Raw genomic sequence first — 19593 nt, forward strand, 5'->3', positions numbered from 1 at the left:
CGACCAGCCCCCACGCACCCGCACTGTTTTCAGTACAGGCCGCCGTCCACCCGGATCAGTGACCCCGTCGTGTAACTCGACGCGTCGCTCGCCAGGTACAGCGCCGTGCTGATGATCTCCTCCGGCCGCCCCGGCCGGCCCGCCGCGCTGCGCGCGGTCTGTCGCTTCTCCTCGGTCCACGCCTTGGAGATGTCCGTCAGGAACGGCCCCGCCGAGATCGTGTTGACGCGCACCGTGGGGCCGTACTCCAGGGCGAAGACGGTCGTCAGGGCGTTCAGCGCGGCCTTGGCGCCGGCGTAGGGGCCGAACCGAGGCTGGGGGAAGAGCGCCCCGGAGGACGAGATGTTGATGATCGAGCCGCCGTCGCCCTCGGCCATCCGCTCTCCGATCAGCGAGGCGAGCCGGAACGGGCCCTTGAAGTTGACGCCGATCACCTTGTCGAAGAGTTCCTCGCCGGTCCCCGCCGAGGAGGGGGCCAGCGGGGACATCCCGGCGTTGTTGACGAGGACGTCGACGTGTCCGAACTCCTCGTACGCGAGGTCCGCGAGCCGGCCGAGGTCGTCCCAGTGGCCGACGTGCGCGGCGACCGGCAGCGCGCGCCGGCCGAGGGCGCGGACCTCCGCCGCGACCGTCTCGCAGGCCTCGGACTTGCGGCTCGCGATCACCACGTCCGCGCCCGCGGTCGCGAAGGCCCGCACCATCTCCCGGCCCAGCCCCCGGCTGCCACCGGTGACGAGCGCGACCTTCCCGGACAGGTCGAACAGGTCCGCCGGGGCGATGGACTTGGCGTCGCGGCCGCCCGCGTCGCGTTCGCCGGTCACCCGTCCACCCGGCCGCTGAGCCCGTCGTCCTCGATGATGTGGGCGTAGCGCTTGCGGGCCGCCTCCAGCTTCGGCGGGATGTGCTCGCTGGGGAACAGCCCCTCGGCCGGCCGGTGGTTCCTGAGGACCTGCTTGGCGATCGTGGTGCGGTGCACCTCGGTCGGGCCGTCGGCCAGGGCCAGGTTCGGGGCGGCCATCCACCACTTGGCGAGCGGGAGTTCGCCCGTGGTGCCCAGCGAGCCGTGCAGGTGCACCGCCCGCTGGACGATGTCGTGCAGCACCTTCGCCGTCTGCACCTTGCACATCGCGATCTGGGTGCGGGCGGCACCGTGCGGCTGGGTGTCGATGATCCAGGCGGTGTGCAGCACGAGCAGCCGGAACTGCTGCAGCTCCACCCAGGAATCCGCGATGAACTGCTGCACCGCCTGCTTGTCGGCCAGCAGGGTGCCCTGGGTACGACGGGACAGCGCCCGCTCGCACATCATGTCGAAGGCGCGCGTGCACTTGCCCACGGTGCGCATCGCGTGGTGCACCCGGCCGCCGCCGAGCCGGGCCTGGGCGACCGCGAAGCCCTCGCCGGGGCCGCCGAGCATGGCGTCGAGCGGTACGCGGACCTGGTGGTAGCGGATGTAGGCGTGGATGCCCTCGTCGAGGTTCTCCCGCTCGTCCATGGTGCCGACGTTGCGCTTGATCTCGATGCCGGGCGTCCCGGACGGCACGATGAGCATCGACATGCGCCGGTGCGGGGGCGCGTCCGGGTCGGTGACGGCCATGACGATGAGGAAGGCCGCGTACCGGGCGTTGGAGGAGAACCACTTCTCCCCGTCGATCACCCACTCGTCGCCGTCCCGCCAGGCGCGGCACGTGAACTCCTTGGGGTCGGCGCCCGCCTGCGGCTCGGTCATCGAGAAGGTGGAGACGATCTCGCCGTCCAGCAGGGGCTGCAGATAGTCGGCCTTCTGCCGCTCGGTGCCGAACATCGCGAGGATCTCGGCGTTCCCGGTGTCGGGAGCGGCGGTGCCGAAGACCGTCGGCGCCCAGTAGGAGCGGCCGAGTATCTCGTTGAGCAGGGCGAGCTTCACCTGGCCGTAGCCGGGGCCGCCCAGTTCGGGGCCCAGGTGGCAGGCCCACAGGCCCTGCTCCCGGACCTGTTCCTGCAACGGCCTGAGGATCGCGCGGGCCTTCTCGTTGCCGGTGTCGTACGGGTCGCCGCCGTGCGGGAACAGGAGGTCGAGGGGCTCGACCTCCTCGCGGACGAAGGCGGCCGCCCAGTCGAGCTTGGCCTGGAAGTCAGGTTCGATCGTGAAATCCAGCATGGCGAAAACAGTATACTTTTTGGCGGCCTCGGTCCATACTCGAAGCGGCAAGAGGCCGATTGGGTATGCGCAATAGCGAGATTCGGGAGGTCTGGTCGGATGCAGAGGCCGATGGAGGGCGTGCGGGTGCTCGAAGTCGCGCAGTTCACCTTCGTCCCAGCGGCGGGTGCCGTGCTGGCCGACTGGGGTGCTGACGTGATCAAGATCGAGCACGCCGAGCGCGGCGACGCCCAGCGCGGGCTGGTGCGGGTGCTCGGTTACGAGGCGGCCAGCGCGGGGTCGTCCTTCTTCCCGATCATGGAGGGGCCCAACCGGGGCAAGCGCAGCGTCGGCCTCGCCCTGGAGAAGCCCTCGGCGCGGCCCGTCCTCGAGGAACTGATCCGCTCCAGCGACGTGTTCCTCACCAACTTCCTGCCCGACGCGCGCAAGAGGCTGCGGATCGAGCTGGAGGACGTCCGGGCGGTCAACCCCGACATCATCTACGTCCGGGGAAGCGGCTTCGGCACCCGCGGCGAGGAGGCCGGCAAGGGCGGCTACGACAGCACGGCCTTCTGGGCGCGCGGCGGCAGCGCCGCCGGGGTCACCCCGCCCGGCGCCGACCGCATGACCCGGATGCCGGCCGGCGCCTACGGCGACTCGATGGGCGGCATGACCATCGCCGGCGGCATCGCCGCGGCCCTCTACTCCCGGGCCACCACCGGCGAACCCTCCGTCGTGGACGTGTCCCTGATCGGGGTCGGTGCCTGGGCGACCCAGTTCACCGTCAACCTGGCGCTGCTGACCGGCGGCCCGCTCCCGGTGAAGACCCAGCCCCGCTACGGCTCGGCCACCAACCCGCTCATCGGCGCCTACCCCACCGCCGACGGCCGCTGGATCGAACTGTCCATGCTGCAACCGGGCCGCTACTGGGCCGAGTTCTGCAAGCTGGCCGGCCGTGAGGAACTCGGCGCCGACGAACGGTTCGACAGCACCGAGAAGCTGATGGCGAACGCGGCCGAGGCCGCCGAGATCGTCGCCGGTCTGATCGCCTCCCGGCCCTACGCCCAGTGGGTGGAGATCCTCTCCCGGGGCGAGGGGCAGTGGTCGGCGGTGCAGAACTCCTGGGAGGTGGGCCAGGATCCCGCCCTGCGGGCCAACGGTCTCATCGCGCCCGTGGTGGACGCCGACGGCGTCGACCGTGAACTGGTCGCCAATCCCGTCCAGTTCGACGAGACCCCGGCCGTCCTCACCCGGGCACCGCAGTTCGCGGAACACACCGACGAGGTCCTGCGCTCGCTCGGCCTCGGCGACGACGAGCTCATCGCGCTCAAGATCGACGGCGCGGCGACGTGACGGACGTACGACGAAAGGAGCCGTGATGGGGACGACGCTCGACGAGTCCGAGGGAACGTACGAGGGCCTGCCCGCCTACCATTTCGACAACCGGCTCGGCGGCCCCGTCCTCAGCCACCAGGAGCGCTGGGACGAGATGGCCGGCACCCACGGCGGGTTCCGCAGCACCGTCGCGCGCGGCTTCTGGGTCGTCACGGACGGCCCGGCCGTGCAGCAGGCGCTCCAGGACTGGCGGACCTTCTCCAACAAGTCGGTGACGGCACTCGAACCGGACCCGAAGTTCCTGTGGATACCGGAGATGCTGGACCCGCCCACCCACAGCGTGTGGCGGCGCCTGCTCGGCCGCTTCTTCTCCCCGGGCGCGGTTGCCGCCCGCGAACCGGAGGTCCGCCGGACCGCCGCGGAACTGATCGACGGCCTCGGGGAACTCGACGGCGCCGACGTGCTCGACGAGTTCGCGCGCCGCTTCCCGACCCTGATCTTCATGCGTCTGATGGGCCTGCCCGAGGAGGACCTGGCCACCTTCCTCGCCTGGACCCGCGAGCTGCTGCATCTCTCGCATGCCGAGGACCCGGACGGCGCCCGGCAGCTGACCGCCATGCGGGAGGTGTCGGCGTACTTCGACGAACAGATCGCCCTGCGCCGCAGGACCCCCCTGGACGACCTGCTCTCGCACGCCATGACCTGGGAGATCGACGGCGAGCCCATCAACGACCGGGACATGCACGCCTTCTGCGTTCTGATGTTCCAGGCCGGCTTCGACACCGTGCCCATCTCGATCGGCTGGGCGCTGTACCACTTCGCCACGCACCCGGAGCAGCGCGCCGAGATCCTCGCCGATCCCTCGCTGATCCCGACCGCGGTCGAGGAGATCCTGCGCGTCTACTCGTTCGTCGTCCCGGCCCGCAAGGCGACCCGGGACGTCGAGGTCGGCGGCTGCCCGGTCCGCGCGGGCGAGATGGTGATGCTCCCGCTCGCCGTCACCAACCGCGACCCCGGACGGTACGAGCACCCGCTGGAGGTGGACCTGCACCGCACGGCCACCAACCACATCGCGTTCGGCTCGGGACCGCACCGCTGCCTCGGCTCGCACCTCGCCCGCCTGGAGCTCAACGTGGCGGTCGAGGAGTGGCACCGGCGCATCCCCGACTACCGGGTCGCCCCCGGCCAGGAGCTGTGGCAGCACGGCAACATGTACGGCATCAAGTCGCTCCGGCTGGAGTGGTGAGGCACCGGCCATGACACATCCCCTGCGAGCGGCGGACCTCTACCACACCGGGATCGTCGTCGACGACGTGGAGGCCTGGAAGGCCCGGATGAGCGAGGTCGCCGGGTACCGGTGGACCGAGACCATGTCCGCCGAGCTGCCGGTGCGGCTGGCGGACGGCGACCGGGTGCTCAACCTCCGCTACACCTACTCCCTGGACGCCCCGCACATCGAACTCGTCCAGGAGATCCCCGGCACCCCGTGGACGGCGGCCGAACACATCGCCACCCACCACCTCGGCTACTTCTGCGACGACCTGGCGGCCACGTCGAAACGGCTGGCGGAGGCGGGCTTCGCCCTGGAGGCCTGCGCGGTGATCGACGGCGAACCGTCGGTCTTCGCCTACCACCTGGCCCCCTCCGGCATCCGCGTCGAGATCGTGGACCGCACCCGGATCCCCGACCTCGCCGCCTATCTGCGGTCGAAGACGCCCCGGTGACGGCCGACGCGACCGCCACGGCGGCGGCCGGGGACGGGAAGGACACGACAGCGGCCTTCACCGAGGAGCACGAGCAACTCCGCGCCACCCTGCGCCGCTTCCTCGCGGACAAGGCGCCCAGCGAGGCCGTGCGCCGCTCCATGGAGTCCGCGGACGGACACGATCCGCTGCTCTGGCGGCGGATGGCGGACGAACTCGGCCTGCTCGGACTGGCGTTGCCCGAGGAGTACGGCGGCTTCGGCGGCGGCCCCGTCGAACTGGGCCTGGTCCTGGAGGAGTTGGGCCGGACCCTGCTGCCCTCCCCGTACTTCGCGACCGTGGCCCTGGCCGGCCAGGCCCTCGCGGCCTCCGGCGACGAGACGGCCAAGGCACACTGGCTGCCCGCCGTCGCCGACGGGTCGCTGACCGGCACGCTGGCGCTCGCCGAGGAGAGCGGATCCTGGCATGCCGAGGACGTGCGGGCCGAGGCCGTGCCCGACAGCGACAGCGACAGTAATGGCGACGGTGCCGGCCACCGGGTGTCCGGCACGAAGATGTTCGTCGTCGACGGCCACAGCGCCGACCTCGTCCTGGTCGTGGCCCGCGCGGCCGGCGGACCCCGGCTGTTCGCCGTGGAGGGCACGGCGCCCGGAGTGACCCGCACCCGGCTGGAGACGCTCGACCCGACCCGGCGCCTGGCCCGGATCGACCTCGACGGCGCCCCGGCACTGCCGGTCGGCCCGGCGGGCCCGGCCGCCACCGCGTATCTGCGCCGGGTGACCGACCTCGCGCTGGTGGCGCTGGCCGCCGAACAGGCCGGCGGAGCCCAGGCGTGCCTGGACGCGGCCGTGGCGTACGCCAAGGTCCGGGTGCAGTTCGGGCGGCCCATCGGCTCCTTCCAGGCGGTCAAGCACAAGTGCGCCGACACGCTGGTGAAGGTCGAGGCGGCACGGTCGGCGGTCTACCACGCGCTGTCCGTGGCGGCGGACCCGCCGCGGTCGGAGGAGGCGGGCGAGTCGCCGCTGTCCACGGCCGCCGCGGTCGCCGCCGTCTGCTGCGCGGACGCCCACACTCACGCGGCCAAGGAGAACATCCAGATCCACGGCGGCATCGGCTACACGTGGGAGCACGACGCCCACCTCCATCTGAAACGCGCGAAGTCCTCCGAGCAGCTCCTCGGCAGCCCGGCGGCGCACCGCCGGCGGCTGGCCGGACTGGTCGGGATCTCCGCGCCCCAGGCGACGAAAGGCCGATCACGTGGGAATCCGTGACCGTCTGTCCCGGCTGCTCGGCGAAGCCGCCGCCGACGCCCAGGCGATCGAGTACGACGGCGAGTGGTGGACCTGGGGACAGGTCCGCGCGACCGCGGGCGCCGTCACGGCGCTCCTCGACGAGGCGGGCCTGCCGCCCGGCGGCCGGGTCGGCGTCGTCCTGGAGAACCGCCCCGAGCACGTCGCCGTGGTCGCCGCGGTGATCGCCTCCGGGCGCTGCCTGGTGATGCTGAGCCCGCTGCAGCCGGCCGAGCGGCTCGCGGCCGACGTCGAGCGCTGTGCGCCGCCCGTCGTGGTCGCCGGTGCCGAACCGCTGGCCCGCGCGGGCGTGTCCGCCGCGGTGACCGCCCACGGCGCGGCGCTCGAACTCGGCCCGGACGGCACCGTGCGGCCCGCCGGCGGCAGCGCCCCCGCCGACGCCCCCGCCAACCCCGACGTCGCCGTGGAGATGCTCACCTCCGGCACCACCGGCCCCCCGAAACGGATCCACCTGCGCATCGCCCAGCTCGACCACGCGCTGGTCTCCGGCGGCCAGACCCCCAAGGCGGAGCGCCTGCTGTCGGCGTCGGCCTCGCTCGTGTCCAGCCCGCTCGTGCACATCGGCGGCCTGTGGCGGGCGCTCGCCTGCCTCGCGACCGGCCGCCGCATGCTGCTGATGCCCAAGTTCGCCGTCGAACCCTGGGCCGCAGCGGTGGAACGGCACCGGCTGCGGGCGGCGAGCCTGGTCCCGGCCGCGATCCGCGCGGTGCTCGACGCCGGGGTGCCCAAGGAACGGCTGGCGAGCCTCCAGGTCGTCACCTCCGGCACCGCGCCCTGCCCGGCCGAACTGGCCGACGCGTTCCACCGTACGTACGGCGTGCCCGTCCTGATGACCTACGGGGCGACCGAGTTCGCCGGGGCGGTGGCCGGCTGGACGCTGCCGCTGCACGAACGCTGGTGGCGGCGGAAGGCGGGCAGCGCCGGGCGCGCCTTCGACGGCGTCGACCTGCGGGTGACCGGCGAGGACGGCGCCGAGCTGCCCGTCGGGCGGACGGGCCTGCTGGAGGTCAGGACCGAGCAGAGCACCCACGGCGGCCGGGTGTGGGTACGCACCAGCGACCTCGCCCGGATCGACGCCGACCGTTTCGTCTGGATCGAGGGGCGCGCCGACGACGCGATCATCCGCGGCGGCTTCAAGGTGCAGCCGGAGACGGTCGCCCGCGTCCTGGAGTCGCACCCGGCCGTACGGGAGGCGGCCGTGGCCGGACTGCCGGACGCGCGGCTCGGCGAGGTGCCCGTCGCGGCGGTCGAGGCCGAGCCGGCCCGGCCCGCCCCGGACCCCGCCGAACTCGTCGCCCTGTGCCGAGGCCGGCTCACCCCCTACGAGGTGCCCGCGCACATCGTCGTCCTCGGCGCACTGCCCCGGACCCCCTCGGGCAAGGTCAGCCGGGTGGAACTGCTGGGACTGGTCAGGGACCGGCTGGGACTGAAGGAGGAACGGCGATGACCGACACCGAGGAGCGGTACGGCGTCCTCACCGACGAGGCGGTCGAGCGCTCCCGGCGCCGCCTCGGCATCCCCCGGCCGCAGCGCAACCCGCCGCACAACCACGAGGTGACCTGGGACGGCGCCCGCCACTTCGCCTACGGCTACGGCGACGACAACCCCCTGTACTGCGACCCCGACTACGCGGCCGGCACCCGCTGGGGCGACCTGATCGCACCGCCCACCTTCCTCTACACGATGGGCGAGGACGCCGCCCCGCCGCCCGACGCCGAGACCAAGGCACTCCTCAGGGGCGACCCCTTCGCCGGGCTCGGCTCCTACCAGGCGGTGATGGAGTTCGAGTGGTGGCGCCCGCTGCGCCGGGGCGACCGCTGCCGGGTGCTGCAGACCCAGGTGGGCGTGACCCTCAAGCCCAGCCGCTTCGGCGGCCGTACCGCCCACGTCGTCAACGACTACCTCTACGCCAACGGACGCGGCGAGCCGCACGCGCTGCGCCGGGGCACCTGGATCAACGCCGAACGGCACACCTCGAAGCAGCGGGCAACGGAACAGCTCGTCCAACAGCCCTACGCTGCAGCCGAGTTGGCGGAGATCGACGCCGCCTACGCGGCCGAGACCCGGCGCGGCGCCGAGCCCAGGTACTGGGAGGACGTCGAGATCGGCGAGGAGCTCCAGCCCCGGGTGAAGGGGCCGCTGACCACCACCGACGTGGTGGTGTGGCACCTGGGCTGGGGCATGCAGCTCACCCCGCCCGGCGCGTTCGGGATCGCCGCGCGGGTCCGGCGCAAGGCGCCCGGGCTCTACCCGCCGAACCCGCTGAACGTCCCCGACACCGTGCAGCGCCTGCACTGGGAACCGGAGCGGGCCCGGGAACTGGGCCTGCCGGCCCCCTACGACTACGGCGGCATGCGCGAGACCTGGCTGTGCCACCTGCTCACCGACTGGATCGGCGACGACGGCTGGCTGTGGAAACTCCGGTGCGAGCACCGCAGGTTCAACTACCTCGGCGACACCACCTGGGTGCGCGGCACGGTCGTCGGCAAACGCCTGGCGGACGGCCGCGCCGAGGTCGACGTCGAGGTGCGCTGCGAGAACCAGCGGGGCGAGGTCACCACGCCGGGCACGGCCGTCGTCCTGCTGCCCACCCGCGACCGGGCCGTCGAACTCCCCGCGCCGCCCGCGGCGGACCTCGACGGCATGGTCGCCCATGAACTGACCCGATTCGCCGTGACCGGCGACCATCCAAGGAGGTAGGCGTGTCCGACGAGGTACTGGTGGAGCGCCGTGGCGCGGTGCAGCTCATCACGGTCAACCGCCCGGCGGTGAAGAACGCGTTGGACGCGGCGGTGGCCGAGGGGGTGGCGGCCGCGGTCGACGAACTGGACGAGTCGGACGAGCTGCGGGTCGGCGTGCTCACCGGCGCGGGCGGCACGTTCTCGGCGGGCATGGACCTCAAGGCGTGGCTGCGCGGCGAGACCCCCGCGATCGAGGGCCGCGGCCTGTGCGGGATCAGTATGACGCCGCCGCGCAAGCCGCTGATCGCCGCCGTCGAGGGCTGGGCCCTGGCGGGCGGCTTCGAACTGCTGCTCGCCTGCGACCTTGTCGTCGCCGCCCGCACCGCCCGGCTCGGCGTGCCCGAGGTGACCCGCTCACTGGTCGCCCGCGCGGGCGCAGCGCTCCATCTGCCGCGCCGCATCCCGTACGCGATCGCCCTCGAACTCCTGCTCACCGGCCGGCCGATCGACGCCGAACGCGCCGCCTCGTACGGCCTCGTCAACCGGCTCACCGACGAGGGCGGCGCACTGGACGGCGCCCTCGAACTCGCGGCCACCATCGCCGCGAACGGCCCCCTTGCGGTCGCGGCCACGAAACAGATCGCCCGCTCCACCGCCGACTGGACCCTCGACGAGGCCTGGAACAAACAGTTCGACATCGCCGAGCCCGTCTTCCAGTCCGAGGACGGCAGGGAAGGCGCCGCGGCCTTCGCGGAGAAGCGCCTGCCGTCCTGGAAGGGCCGCTGAGGATGACGCCAGGGGCGGGGATCACTGGCGGGGCTGGGACCACCGGCGCGGCCGGAAGTACCGGCGGGGCCGGGATCACCGGCGGGGCCTGGACCGCTGGCCGGCATGAGGACGCCAGCCGACGCGATGACGTCGGCCGGGGCAAGAGCACCAGCCGTGCCGGGGACGCCAGCCGTGCCGAGGGCACCGACCGTTTTGGGGATGCCGACCGTGCCGCGGATGCCGACCGTTTTGGGGATGCCGACCGTTTTGGGGATGCCGACCGTGCCGGGGATGCCCACCGTGCCGCGGGGGCGGCCGGCGTTTCCGGTCCGCTTGCCGGATGCCGGGTTCTGGAGCTCGGCGGTATCGGGCCGGGGCCGTTCGCCGGGATGTTTCTCGCGGATCTGGGGGCGGAGGTCGTGCGGGTGGACCGGCCAGGGCGGGAGGGGGACGCGGACGCGGGTGGACCGGCGGCCGTGCTGGACCGGGGGAAGCGGTCGGTCGTACTGGACCTGAAGGAGCCCGCCGCGATCGACGCGCTGCTGGGCCTCGTAGCGCGCGCGGACGTGCTGATCGAGGGGTTCCGGCCCGGTGTCACGGAGCGGCTCGGCATCGGACCGCACGCCTGCCTGGCCCGCAACCCCCGCCTGGTCTACGGGCGGATGACCGGCTGGGGCCAGGACGGGCCGCTGGCCGCCGCGGCCGGACACGACATCACCTACATCGCGCTGACCGGCGCGCTCGGCGCCATCGGCGAGGCGGGCGGCCCGCCGCGGATCCCGCTGAACCTCGTCGGCGACTTCGGGGGCGGCGGCTGCTACCTCGTGATCGGCGTGCTGGCCGCCCTGCACGCCGTCGGCCGCACCGGCGCCGGCCAGGTCGTCGACGCGGCCATCGTCGACGGCACCGCCCACCTGCTCGCCAGCACCTTCGCCAAGCTCGCCCGCGACGAGTGGCGCGACGAGCGGGGCGTCAACCGGTTCGACGGCGGCTGGCCCTTCTACGCCGTGTACGAGACGAAGGACGGCCGCCATGTCGCCGTCGGCGCGCTGGAGCGGAAGTTCTACCGAAGTCTCGTGGAGATGCTCGACCTCGGTGTGGACCCGGACCGGCAGCACGACCGAGCGGCCTGGCCCGAGCTGCGGGACCTGCTGGCGAAGCGCTTCGCGGAGCGCACCCGGGACGAGTGGGCGACGCTGTTCGAGGGCACCGACGCCTGCGTGGCGCCCGTGCTGAGCCTGACCGAGGCGGCGGCCCACCCCCAACTGGCCGCCCGAGCCAGCCTGTTCACCCGCGACGGCGTGCTCCAGCCCGCCGCGGCCCCCCGTTTCTCGGAGACCCCCGCCCGCCCCGGCCCGACGGCACCGGCCGTCGGCGCCGACACCCGAGCCGTGTTCCGCGACTGGGGCGTGCCGTTCCCCGGCTGACCCGGGAACCCGGTGCCCCGACGACCAGACCTAGGAGTTGTCATGCGAGACGCCGTCATCGTCGACGCCGTACGCACCCCGATCGGCAAGCGCAACGGCTCGCTGGCACCGGTGCACGCGGCGGACCTGTCGGCCGAGGTGCTCAAGGCGCTGGTGCGGCGCACCGGCATCGACCCCGGCACCGTGGACGACGTGGTCTGGGGCTGCGTCACCCAGATCGGCGACCAGTCCAGCAACGTCGGCCGGTTCGCGGTGCTCGCCGCGGGCTGGCCCGAGCACGTCCCGGCCGTCACGGTCAACCGGGCCTGCGGATCCAGCCAGCAGGCCGTCGACCAGGCCGCGCACGCCGTCATGGCCGGCCAGTACGACCTGGTGGTCGCGGGCGGTGTCGAGACCATGAGCAGGGTGCCGCTCGGCTCGCACCGTACGACCGGGCAGCCGTACGGTCCCGCCGCCATCGCCCGTTACGGCGGCGCCGAGTTCAGCCAGGGCATCGGCGCCGAACTGATCGCCGAACGGTACGGGTTCAGCCGGGCCCGCCTCGACGCGTTCGCCTCCGAGTCGCACGCGAAGGCCGCCGCGGCGATCGACTCGGGCGTCTTCGACGACCACCTCGTGCCGATCGACGTCGACGGCACCAAGTTCGCCACGGACGAAGGGCTGCGGCGGGGCACCTCGCCCGGGACGCTGGCCCGGCTCAAGCCGTCGTTCCAGGAGGACGGTGTGATCCACGCCGGCAACTCGTCCCAGATCTCCGACGGGGCCGCCGCCCTCCTCGTCACCACCCCGGAGCGGGCCCGCGACCTCGGCCTGACCCCGATCGCCCGCTACCACAGCGGAGCGGTCAGCGGCGCCGACCCGATCACCATGCTCCTCGGCCCGGTCCCCGCCACCGAGAAGGTGCTGCGCCGCTCCGGGCTCTCCCTGGACGACATCGGCGCCTACGAGGTCAACGAGGCCTTCGCCCCGGTGCCGTTGGCGTGGCTCGCCGAGACCGGCGCCGACCCGGGGCGGCTCAACCCGCTCGGCGGGGCGATCGCCGTCGGCCATCCGCTCGGCGGCTCCGGCGCCATCCTGATGACCCGGCTGCTGGCCCGGATGCGCCGGGAGAACCTCCGCTACGGCCTCCAGACCATGTGCGAGGGCGGCGGCACGGCCAACGCGACCATCGTCGAGCTGCTGTGACGACCCGCCCGCTGCCCCAACCCACGCTCGCCAGCGCCGAGTTCTGGGCCTCCGGCGCCGACGGCGTGCTCCGGATCCCGCACTGCGCCGACTGCGACCGGTACTTCCACCCGCCGCTGCCGGTGTGCCCGTCCTGCCGCGGCCGTTCCGTGGCCCTCGCCCCGGTCTCCGGCAGGGCGGTCGTGGTCGGCTTCAGCGTCAACCACCAGACCTGGCTGCCCGATTTCCCGCCGCCGTACGTCGTCGCGGTGGTCGCCCTCGCCGAGGACGACCGGGCCCGCCTGACCACCAACATCGTGGGCTGCGACCCGGACGAGGTGAAGGTCGGCCTGCGCGTCCGCGTCCGCTTCGAGCACCACGACGACGTGCACCTCCCGCTGTTCGAACCGGATCCGGGGGCAGAGGGCCCCGGGCCGCTGCCGCAACCGCGCGAGGTGCGTGCCCGGCCCATGGCCTCCCCGGACAAGTACGAGGACAGAGTGGCCCTGACCGGTGTCGGCCAGTCGCGCGTGGGCCGCCGTCTGATGGTCGATCCGCTCTCCCTGACCGTCGACGCCTGCCTGGCCGCGGTCGCGGACGCGGGACTCGACCTGGACGAGATCGACGGGCTCTCCACCTACCCGGGGCCCAGCCCCGACGGCATGAGCGAGGGCGGTGTCACCGCCCTCACCGAGGCCCTCCAGCTGCGCCCCACCTGGGTCAACGGCGCCCGCGAGGTGCCGGGCCAGATCGGCTCGATCACCGCCGGGATGCTCGCGGTCGCGGCCGGGCTCTGCCGGCACGTGCTCTGCTTCCGCACGGTGTGGGAGTCCTCCCACAGCGCCCTGGTGCGGGCCGGGCGCCGGCAGTCCGGCGGCGGCCCGGCCACCGGCATGTTCGAGTTCCGGGCCCCCTTCGGGGCGATGTCGGCCGCGCAGTGGATCGGCTGCCACGCCTCCCACTACCTGCACCGCTACGGCGTCGGCCGCGAGGCCCTCGGCGCGATCGCGGTCACCGCGCGGACCAACGCCGGCCGCAACCCGGAGGCCCTGCACCGCGATCCGATGACCCTCGACGACTACTTCGACGCCCGTATGATCACGACCCCGTTCGGGCTCTACGACTGCGACGTGCCGTGCGACGGAGCGGTGGCCGTCGTCGTCTCCGCGATCGAGACGGCGTACGACCGCCCCCGGCCGCCGGTGCTGGTCGAGTCCGTCGGTACGGCCGTCCTCGAACGGCTCAGCTGGGACCAGGACACCCTGACCCACCTGCCGCAGTCCCGCGGCCCCGCCGCACACGTCTGGACCCGTACCGACCTCACCCCCGCGGACGTCGACGTGGCCCTGCTCTACGACGGGTTCACCTTCAACGCCCTGTCCTGGATGGAGGGCCTCGGCTTCTGCGGGCCGGGCGAGGCGACCGACTTCATCGGCGACGGCAAGACCATCTCCCTGGACGGACGGCTCCCGCTGAACCCGCACGGCGGCCAGCTCTCCGCCGGCCGCCTGCACGGCTACGGCTTCGTCCGCGAGGCGATGCTGCAACTGCGCGGGGACGCCCCGGGCCGTCAGGTCGAGGGCGCCCGCGTCGCGGTGGTCACGGCGGGCGGGGGAGTGCCGTCCGGGGCGATGCTGCTGCGGACGGCGGAGTAGGAACTCGCCGTCCGCAGCAGCACTCGCTCAGGCCTCGTCGTCGTAGGTGACGACGACCTTCTCGGCGGCGCCGGGAGTGAGCGCCAGCTCGAAGGCCCGGTGCACCTCGGCGAACGGCACCCGGTGACTGATCAGCCGGGCGAACCGTTCCTGGTGCTCGGCGAGTTCCGCCGTCACCTCGAAGATCTCGGTCGGGTACCCCTGGGAGGCGATGAGGGTGAGTTCGCTGCGCAGCATCCCGCCGAGGTCGATCGCGTCGGAGGGCTTCTGCACGGCGACCATCACCAGCTTGGCGCCCCACTTGGCCGCGTCGACGGTGGTGTTGAAGACGGCGGCGACACCGGCGGCGTCGATGTAGATGTCGGTGCCGGCGCGAGGCTGCCCGAGGGCGTTGGCCGCCTCGCCGTGCAGTGCGGTCAGCCGCGCGGTGACGTCCTCGGTGCCGGAGTGGATCACCGCGTCGGCGCCGACGGCCAGCGCGGTCTCCAGCCGCTCGGGGATGACGTCGGCGACGACCACGTGCCCGACCCCGCGCAGCTTCAGCCAGATGGTGACGCCCAGCCCGATGGGCCCGGCACCGAAGACCACGACCTTGTCGTCGGGGCGCGCCCCGGACCGGTTGACGCAGTGCCGGGCGACCGCCATCGGCTCGTTGAGCGAGGCGACGGCGAAGGGCACGGTGTCCGGGAAGACGGCGAGGGTCCGGCCGATCTCCGCGTCCTCCAGCAGCAGGTACTCGCTCATCCCGCCGTGCGCGCCGCCGCAGCCGATGATCCCCGAGGGCACGCCCTGCGGGTTCACCACCACCCGGTCGCCGACCTTCAGCCCGGTGACCTCGGCGCCCAGCTCCGCGATCTCGCCGGCCGGTTCGTGCCCGAGCAGCAGCGGCTCCACCGAGCCGTCGGCGTTGTACGGGGTGCCGCCCGCGTGGACGAAGAAGGTGTCGGTGCCGCAGATCCCGCAGGCGCGGATCCTGACCACCACGTCCCTGGGGCCCGGCACCGGACGCTCGGACTCCACGACCTCGACCGTGTCCTTCTCCGTGCCGGTCCGGACGGATTTCATCGTCGCCATGTGGATGTCTCCTTTCCCGGGGCGCCGGTCACCAGGTGACGGGCAGCTCGTAGATGCCGTACGCCTGGGAGTCCTCCTTGAACTTCAGCTCCGAGACGTCGACCGCGAGCCGCAGGGCCGGGATGCGGCGGAACAGGGTGCTGAAGACGACGTGCAGTTCGATGCGGGCCAGCTGCTGGCCGACGCACTGGTGCGGACCCCAGCCGAACGCGTGGTGGTGCGCCGCGGTGCGGGTCAGGTCGAGCCGGCCGGGCTCGGGGAAGGCCTGCGGGTCCCAGTTGGCCGCCGGCAGCGAGGCGATGACGCCCTCGCCGGCGCGGATGGTCTCCCCGCCGATCTCGATGTCGTCCAGCACGGCCCGCCGGGCCAGCAGGTGCGGGATCGTCAGGTAGCGCAGGAGTTCCTCGACGGCCTTGGTCACGTACTTCGGGTCGTCCTGGTTCTCCCGCAGCGCCGCGAGCTGGTCGGGGTGCTGCAGCAGCAGCGCGGTGCCCAGGGTGATCATGTTGGCGCTGGTGTCGTGGCCGGCGACGAGCAGGATGTGCCCGAGCGGGGCGGCCTCCTCCATGGAGAGCACCCCCTCCTTGATCCGCGCGCCGAGGTCGGAGAGGACGTCCTCACCGGGGTTGTCCATCTTGGCCTCGATGAGCCCGGCGATGTAGCGGCGCACCTCCACGGTGGACCGGGCCGCCTCCTCGGGGGTCTTGAAGCGGGCGTTGGTGACCCCGGCGTGCTCCTGGAAGAAGTCGTGGTCCTCGTAGGGGACTCCGAGGAGCGCGCAGATCATGAGCGAGGGCAGCGGCAGGGAGAGCGCCTCGTTGAGGTCGACCGGGTTGGGTCCGGCCAGCATCTTGTCGATGAGGTCGTCGGTGATCTGCTGGATCTCCGGGCGGAGCTTCTCCATCCGGTGCCGGGTGAACGAGTTGGTCAGCATGCGGCGCCAGCGGGTGTGCTCGGCACCGTCGGTGTTGTTGATGGACGGCTGGATCTCCGCCGCGTGCGCCTTCATGGCCTCGGTCGTGTGCGGGTAGCCGGGGGCACCGATGTTCGCGCTGAGCCGCGGGTCGGTCATCAGCTCGCGCTGTGCGGCGTGCGAGGTGACGAGCCACGGGGTGGTGCCGTCCCAGGTGCGGACGCGCAGGACGTCCTTGTCCGTCTCGTGCAGCGCGAGCAGGCCCGGAGGGGGCGCGAACGGGCACTGGCTCGATCGGGGCGTCGGAAACTCCGGCAGCTCCGTGGCGGCATCGGTCCCGGCGATGCTCTCGCTCATGGTTCCCTCGTTCTCTCGGCGGCACAATTGAGGGCACCATACGTGGACCGAGCGGTACAATCAATATTGCGGACGCATGTTCGGCGGAGGTCGTGGCCGGTATCGACCGTACGGTCTATTCAAGGGGACTGAGGCCCTTCCGTCGCGCGTCCGGCCAGGTCAGCGGGGTTCCCGGGGCATCCCGAGGCCTCGCTCGGCGATCTGTGTCCGCAGCACCTCGTTCGCGCCGCCCGCGATCGTGTACGCCCGTGAGTACAGGTGGGCGTCCTGCCACCAGCCCGCCGCGACCACCTCCGGGTCGCCCTCGGTGAGCAGGCCGTCGGTGCCCTGCAGGCCCAGGCCGAAGTCGGCCAGGTCGTGGTTGAGCTCGCTGAAGAAGACCTTGCCCAGCAGGGCGTCCGCGGGCCGCTCCGTGCCGTGCAGCATCCGCGACTGCGCGAGGGCGATCAGCGCGGCGTTCACCTGCACCCGCGCGGCCAGTTCGCCGATCCGCTGCCGGGCGGCGGAGTCGTCGAGCGCGGCCCGGCCGCCGGGCGGCGCCTCCTCGGCGAGCCGCACCAGGTCGTCCAGCACGGCGAACAGCTCGACACCGCGCGCGGCCACCCCGGACCGCTCCCGGGCGAGGCTGCTCATCGCCACCCGCCAGCCGTCGTCGACCCGGCCGATCACGTTCGCCGCCGGGATCCGCACGCCGTCCAGGAAGACCTCGTTGAAGTCGGTGGTGCCGGTGATCTCGCGCAGCGGCCGCACCTCGACCCCGGGGCTGCGCATGTCCAGCGCGAAGGCCGTGATGCCCCGGTGCTTCGGCGCGTCGGCGTCGGTGCGCGCGAGCAGGTAACCCATGTCCGCGTGCTGGCCGTTGGTCGTCCACACCTTCTGGCCGTCGACGACGAACACCGCGTCCCCGCCCTCGCCCTCGCGGCGCGCCCGGGTGCGCAGCGCGGCCAGGTCGCTGCCCGCCTCGGGCTCGCTGAACAACTGGCACCAGACGTCGGCGCAGGAGCGGATCCGGGGCAGGAAATACGCCCGCTGGGCGTCGCTGCCGAACTCGACGAGCGCCGCCGAGGCCAGCGAGGCCGCGCCGACCGGGGCCCAGGTGCGGGCGCGGGCGATCTCCTCGGCGACGACGGACGGCTCCAGGGGATGCGCGTCGGGCCGGCCGCCGTACTCGACGGGCCAGTCGATGCCGAGCAGCCCCGCCTCGTACAACCGCGCGGTCCAGGCCCGGATCGCCGGCATCAGTTCCGGCTCGGGTGCCCGTACTCCGGAGTGTGCCTTGACGCCCGGCGCGTGCTCCGCCACGAAGGCGCGCACCTTGCGGCGGAAGGCGTCCAGTTCGGGTGTGGGTTCCAGTCGCATCGCCGCCGGCTCCTCGGTCCTCATGCAAGCGATCTCGAAATGAGGGTACTCTAACCATGGCTCAGGCCCGCCTGCCAAGGGCCTGTGTCGAAATCAGTGACCCGATCCCGCCCGTCGCACGGCCGGTCGGAGGCTCCTGGACCCGGTCCTGAATAGACTGGGGATCCGCAATGTTTCCGCAGAGGAGTTGGCCCATGGCGACTGCCGTCGACCGCGAGCCCGCCGACGGCGAGACCGACATCCCGGTCGGCAAGCTCGCCGCGCAGACCGCCCGGCGCATCGAGGCGACCGTGATCCGCCGGGGCTGGCCCGTCGGCGAGTCGCTGGGCTCCGAGGTGGACCTGCGGGAACGGCTCGGAGTCAGCCGGGCGGTGCTGCGCGAGGCGGTGCGGCTGGTCGAGCACCACCAGGTCGCCCGGATGCGGCGCGGCCCCGGCGGCGGCCTGATCGTCTGCGCCCCCGACGCGGGACCCGCGACCCGGGCCATGGTGATCTACCTCGAATACGTCGGCACCAGCGTCACCGACCTGCTCCGGGCCCGCCAGCTGCTCGAACCGATCGCCGCCGGCCTCGCCGCCGACCGCGTCACCGAGGAGGGCATCGCGAAGCTCCGCGCCACCCTCGACTCCGAACGCGACCACTGGGACGACCCCTCGGTGCACTCGCAGGACCCCCTGCACCCGGTGCTCGGCCAGCTGTCGGGCAATCCGGTGCTGCACCTGTTCATCGACGTCCTCACCCGGCTCACCGCCCGCTACGCCCACACCTCGCGCCGTATCTCCAAAGCGGAGATGCACGCGGCGAAGGAGACCTCACACCGCGAGCACCGGGCCGTCGTGGACGCCGTCGTCGCCGACGACGGGGCCCGCGCGCAGACCGAGCTGACGGCCCATCTGGAGTCGGTGGCCGCCTGGATCGAGAAGCACCGGGTGCGCCGGGGCGCGCGGATCTCGGGGAACGTGGTCGAGCCCGAGCTGGTCGAGGGCCCGCGCGCCAAGCTGGCCGAGGTGGTGGCCTCCCGGATCCACGACGACATCGCCGCCCGCGGCTGGCAGGTCGGCATGGTCCTCGGCTCGGAGGCCGACCTGCTGGCCCGCTACGAGATCAGCCGGGCCGTCCTGCGCGAGGCCGTACGGCTCCTGGAGTACCACTCGGTCGCCCGGATGCGGCGCGGCCCCGGCGGCGGCCTGGTCGTCACCGAACCCGAACCGCAGGCCAGCATCGACACGATGGCCCTCTTCCTCGAATACCAGGGCGTCACCGCCGACGACCTGCGGATCGTCCGCAACGCCGTCGAACTCGGCATCGTCGCCAGGGTGACCGCCCGGCACGCCGCGGGCGACCGGGAGATCGCCGAGCGCCTGGGCAGGGCCGTGCGCCGGCCCACCGAGGGCCCGGCCGACGACCCCCGCAAGGCCGACCTGTTCCACTCCGAACTGGCGGCCCTGGCCGACAATCCCGTGCTGTCGCTGTTCCTCGCCATCATCACCGAGCTGTTCCGCCGGCACGCCTCCGGACACGACCGGCCGCTGCCCGGCGACACGGCGGCCGAGGAGGTCCAGCACGTCCACCAGCGCATCCTCGACGCCATCGTGCAGGGCGACGCCGGGGTGGCCCGGCACCGGATGCGCCGCCACCTGGACGCCCTCATCCCCTGGTGGCACTGATTTACTGCCACTGATTCCCCGGCCCCGTACGGCTCCTCGCTGTACGGGGCTTTCTGCTGCGCTC

15 protein-coding genes and 1 pseudogene are annotated in these 19593 nt (G+C 72.9%); 11 read left to right on the forward strand and 5 right to left on the reverse strand.

Translation table 11 applies throughout. From position 1 onward, the window contains the following. Positions 1–29: 29 nt before the first annotated feature. Positions 30–821 carry an SDR family NAD(P)-dependent oxidoreductase gene (locus ACGFZS_RS40105; protein WP_393799272.1) on the reverse strand — a complete coding sequence of 264 codons (792 nt, stop codon included), beginning with the start codon at positions 819–821 and terminating at the stop codon, positions 30–32. Further along, complete coding sequence (locus tag ACGFZS_RS40110) at positions 818–2137, reverse strand: acyl-CoA dehydrogenase family protein (protein WP_393799273.1); 1320 nt, start codon at positions 2135–2137, stop codon at positions 818–820. Before ACGFZS_RS40110 ends, ACGFZS_RS40105 begins: the two co-directional genes overlap by 4 nt. A gap of 99 nt (positions 2138–2236) precedes the next feature. Here ACGFZS_RS40110 and ACGFZS_RS40115 point away from each other — a divergent pair, with 99 nt between their 5' ends. The 10 genes and pseudogenes from ACGFZS_RS40115 to ACGFZS_RS40160 all read left to right on the forward strand — a co-directional run bounded on the left by ACGFZS_RS40115 (position 2237) and on the right by ACGFZS_RS40160 (position 14159). Further along, positions 2237–3469: a CaiB/BaiF CoA transferase family protein gene (locus ACGFZS_RS40115; RefSeq protein ID WP_393799274.1), complete on the forward strand. Its 1233-nt coding sequence runs from the start codon at positions 2237–2239 to the stop codon at positions 3467–3469. Positions 3470–3494: 25 nt separating this feature from the next. Continuing rightward, the gene (locus ACGFZS_RS40120; protein ID WP_393799275.1) at positions 3495–4697 is read left to right on the forward strand and encodes a cytochrome P450; all 1203 of its coding nucleotides are present in this window, start codon (positions 3495–3497) and stop codon (positions 4695–4697) included. A gap of 10 nt (positions 4698–4707) precedes the next feature. Beyond that, positions 4708–5175, forward strand: a complete 468-nt coding sequence (locus tag ACGFZS_RS40125) for a VOC family protein (RefSeq protein WP_393799276.1) — start codon at positions 4708–4710, stop codon at positions 5173–5175. After that, positions 5172–6425 carry an acyl-CoA dehydrogenase family protein gene (locus tag ACGFZS_RS40130; protein WP_393799277.1) on the forward strand — a complete coding sequence of 418 codons (1254 nt, stop codon included), beginning with the start codon at positions 5172–5174 and terminating at the stop codon, positions 6423–6425. The genes ACGFZS_RS40125 and ACGFZS_RS40130 overlap by 4 nt, the downstream gene beginning before the upstream one ends. Beyond that, complete coding sequence (locus tag ACGFZS_RS40135; protein WP_393799278.1) at positions 6412–7911, forward strand: class I adenylate-forming enzyme family protein; 1500 nt, start codon at positions 6412–6414, stop codon at positions 7909–7911. Before ACGFZS_RS40130 ends, ACGFZS_RS40135 begins: the two co-directional genes overlap by 14 nt. Beyond that, the gene (locus ACGFZS_RS40140) at positions 7908–9164 is read left to right on the forward strand and encodes a MaoC family dehydratase N-terminal domain-containing protein (protein WP_393799279.1); all 1257 of its coding nucleotides are present in this window, start codon (positions 7908–7910) and stop codon (positions 9162–9164) included. Before ACGFZS_RS40135 ends, ACGFZS_RS40140 begins: the two co-directional genes overlap by 4 nt. Positions 9165–9166: 2 nt before the next feature. Further along, positions 9167–9931 (forward strand): crotonase/enoyl-CoA hydratase family protein, encoded by a 765-nt coding sequence (locus ACGFZS_RS40145; RefSeq protein ID WP_393799280.1) that lies wholly within the window; start codon positions 9167–9169, stop codon positions 9929–9931. 305 nt (positions 9932–10236) lie between these two features. Further along, positions 10237–11340, forward strand: a pseudogene (locus ACGFZS_RS40150) (CaiB/BaiF CoA transferase family protein); the annotation flags it as partial. A gap of 42 nt (positions 11341–11382) precedes the next feature. After that, the gene (locus ACGFZS_RS40155; RefSeq protein ID WP_393799281.1) at positions 11383–12525 is read left to right on the forward strand and encodes a thiolase family protein; all 1143 of its coding nucleotides are present in this window, start codon (positions 11383–11385) and stop codon (positions 12523–12525) included. Next, positions 12522–14159 (forward strand): OB-fold domain-containing protein, encoded by a 1638-nt coding sequence (locus ACGFZS_RS40160; protein WP_393799282.1) that lies wholly within the window; start codon positions 12522–12524, stop codon positions 14157–14159. The genes ACGFZS_RS40155 and ACGFZS_RS40160 overlap by 4 nt, the downstream gene beginning before the upstream one ends. 27 nt (positions 14160–14186) lie before the next feature. Here ACGFZS_RS40160 and ACGFZS_RS40165 read toward each other — a convergent pair whose 3' ends face one another. From ACGFZS_RS40165 to ACGFZS_RS40175, 3 genes are all read right to left on the reverse strand, one after another. Next, on the reverse strand, positions 14187–15233 hold the full coding sequence (locus tag ACGFZS_RS40165) for a zinc-binding dehydrogenase (protein ID WP_393799283.1): 1047 nt from the start codon (positions 15231–15233) through the stop codon (positions 14187–14189). Between the two features lie 28 nt (positions 15234–15261). Continuing rightward, entirely contained in the window at positions 15262–16503 is a 1242-nt protein-coding gene (locus tag ACGFZS_RS40170; RefSeq protein ID WP_393799284.1) for a cytochrome P450, read from the reverse strand. A 159-nt stretch (positions 16504–16662) separates the two neighbouring features. Then, positions 16663–17862 carry an acyl-CoA dehydrogenase family protein gene (locus ACGFZS_RS40175; RefSeq protein ID WP_393799285.1) on the reverse strand — a complete coding sequence of 400 codons (1200 nt, stop codon included), beginning with the start codon at positions 17860–17862 and terminating at the stop codon, positions 16663–16665. A gap of 194 nt (positions 17863–18056) precedes the next feature. On the opposite strand from ACGFZS_RS40175, the gene ACGFZS_RS40180 reads away from it, so the two are divergent. Beyond that, entirely contained in the window at positions 18057–19529 is a 1473-nt protein-coding gene (locus ACGFZS_RS40180) for a FadR/GntR family transcriptional regulator (RefSeq protein ID WP_393799286.1), read from the forward strand. Positions 19530–19593: the final 64 nt, after the last annotated feature.

Origin of the sequence: Streptomyces sp. NPDC048288 (assembly GCF_043201555.1) — a bacterium.
Lineage (GTDB): Bacteria > Actinomycetota > Actinomycetes > Streptomycetales > Streptomycetaceae > Streptomyces.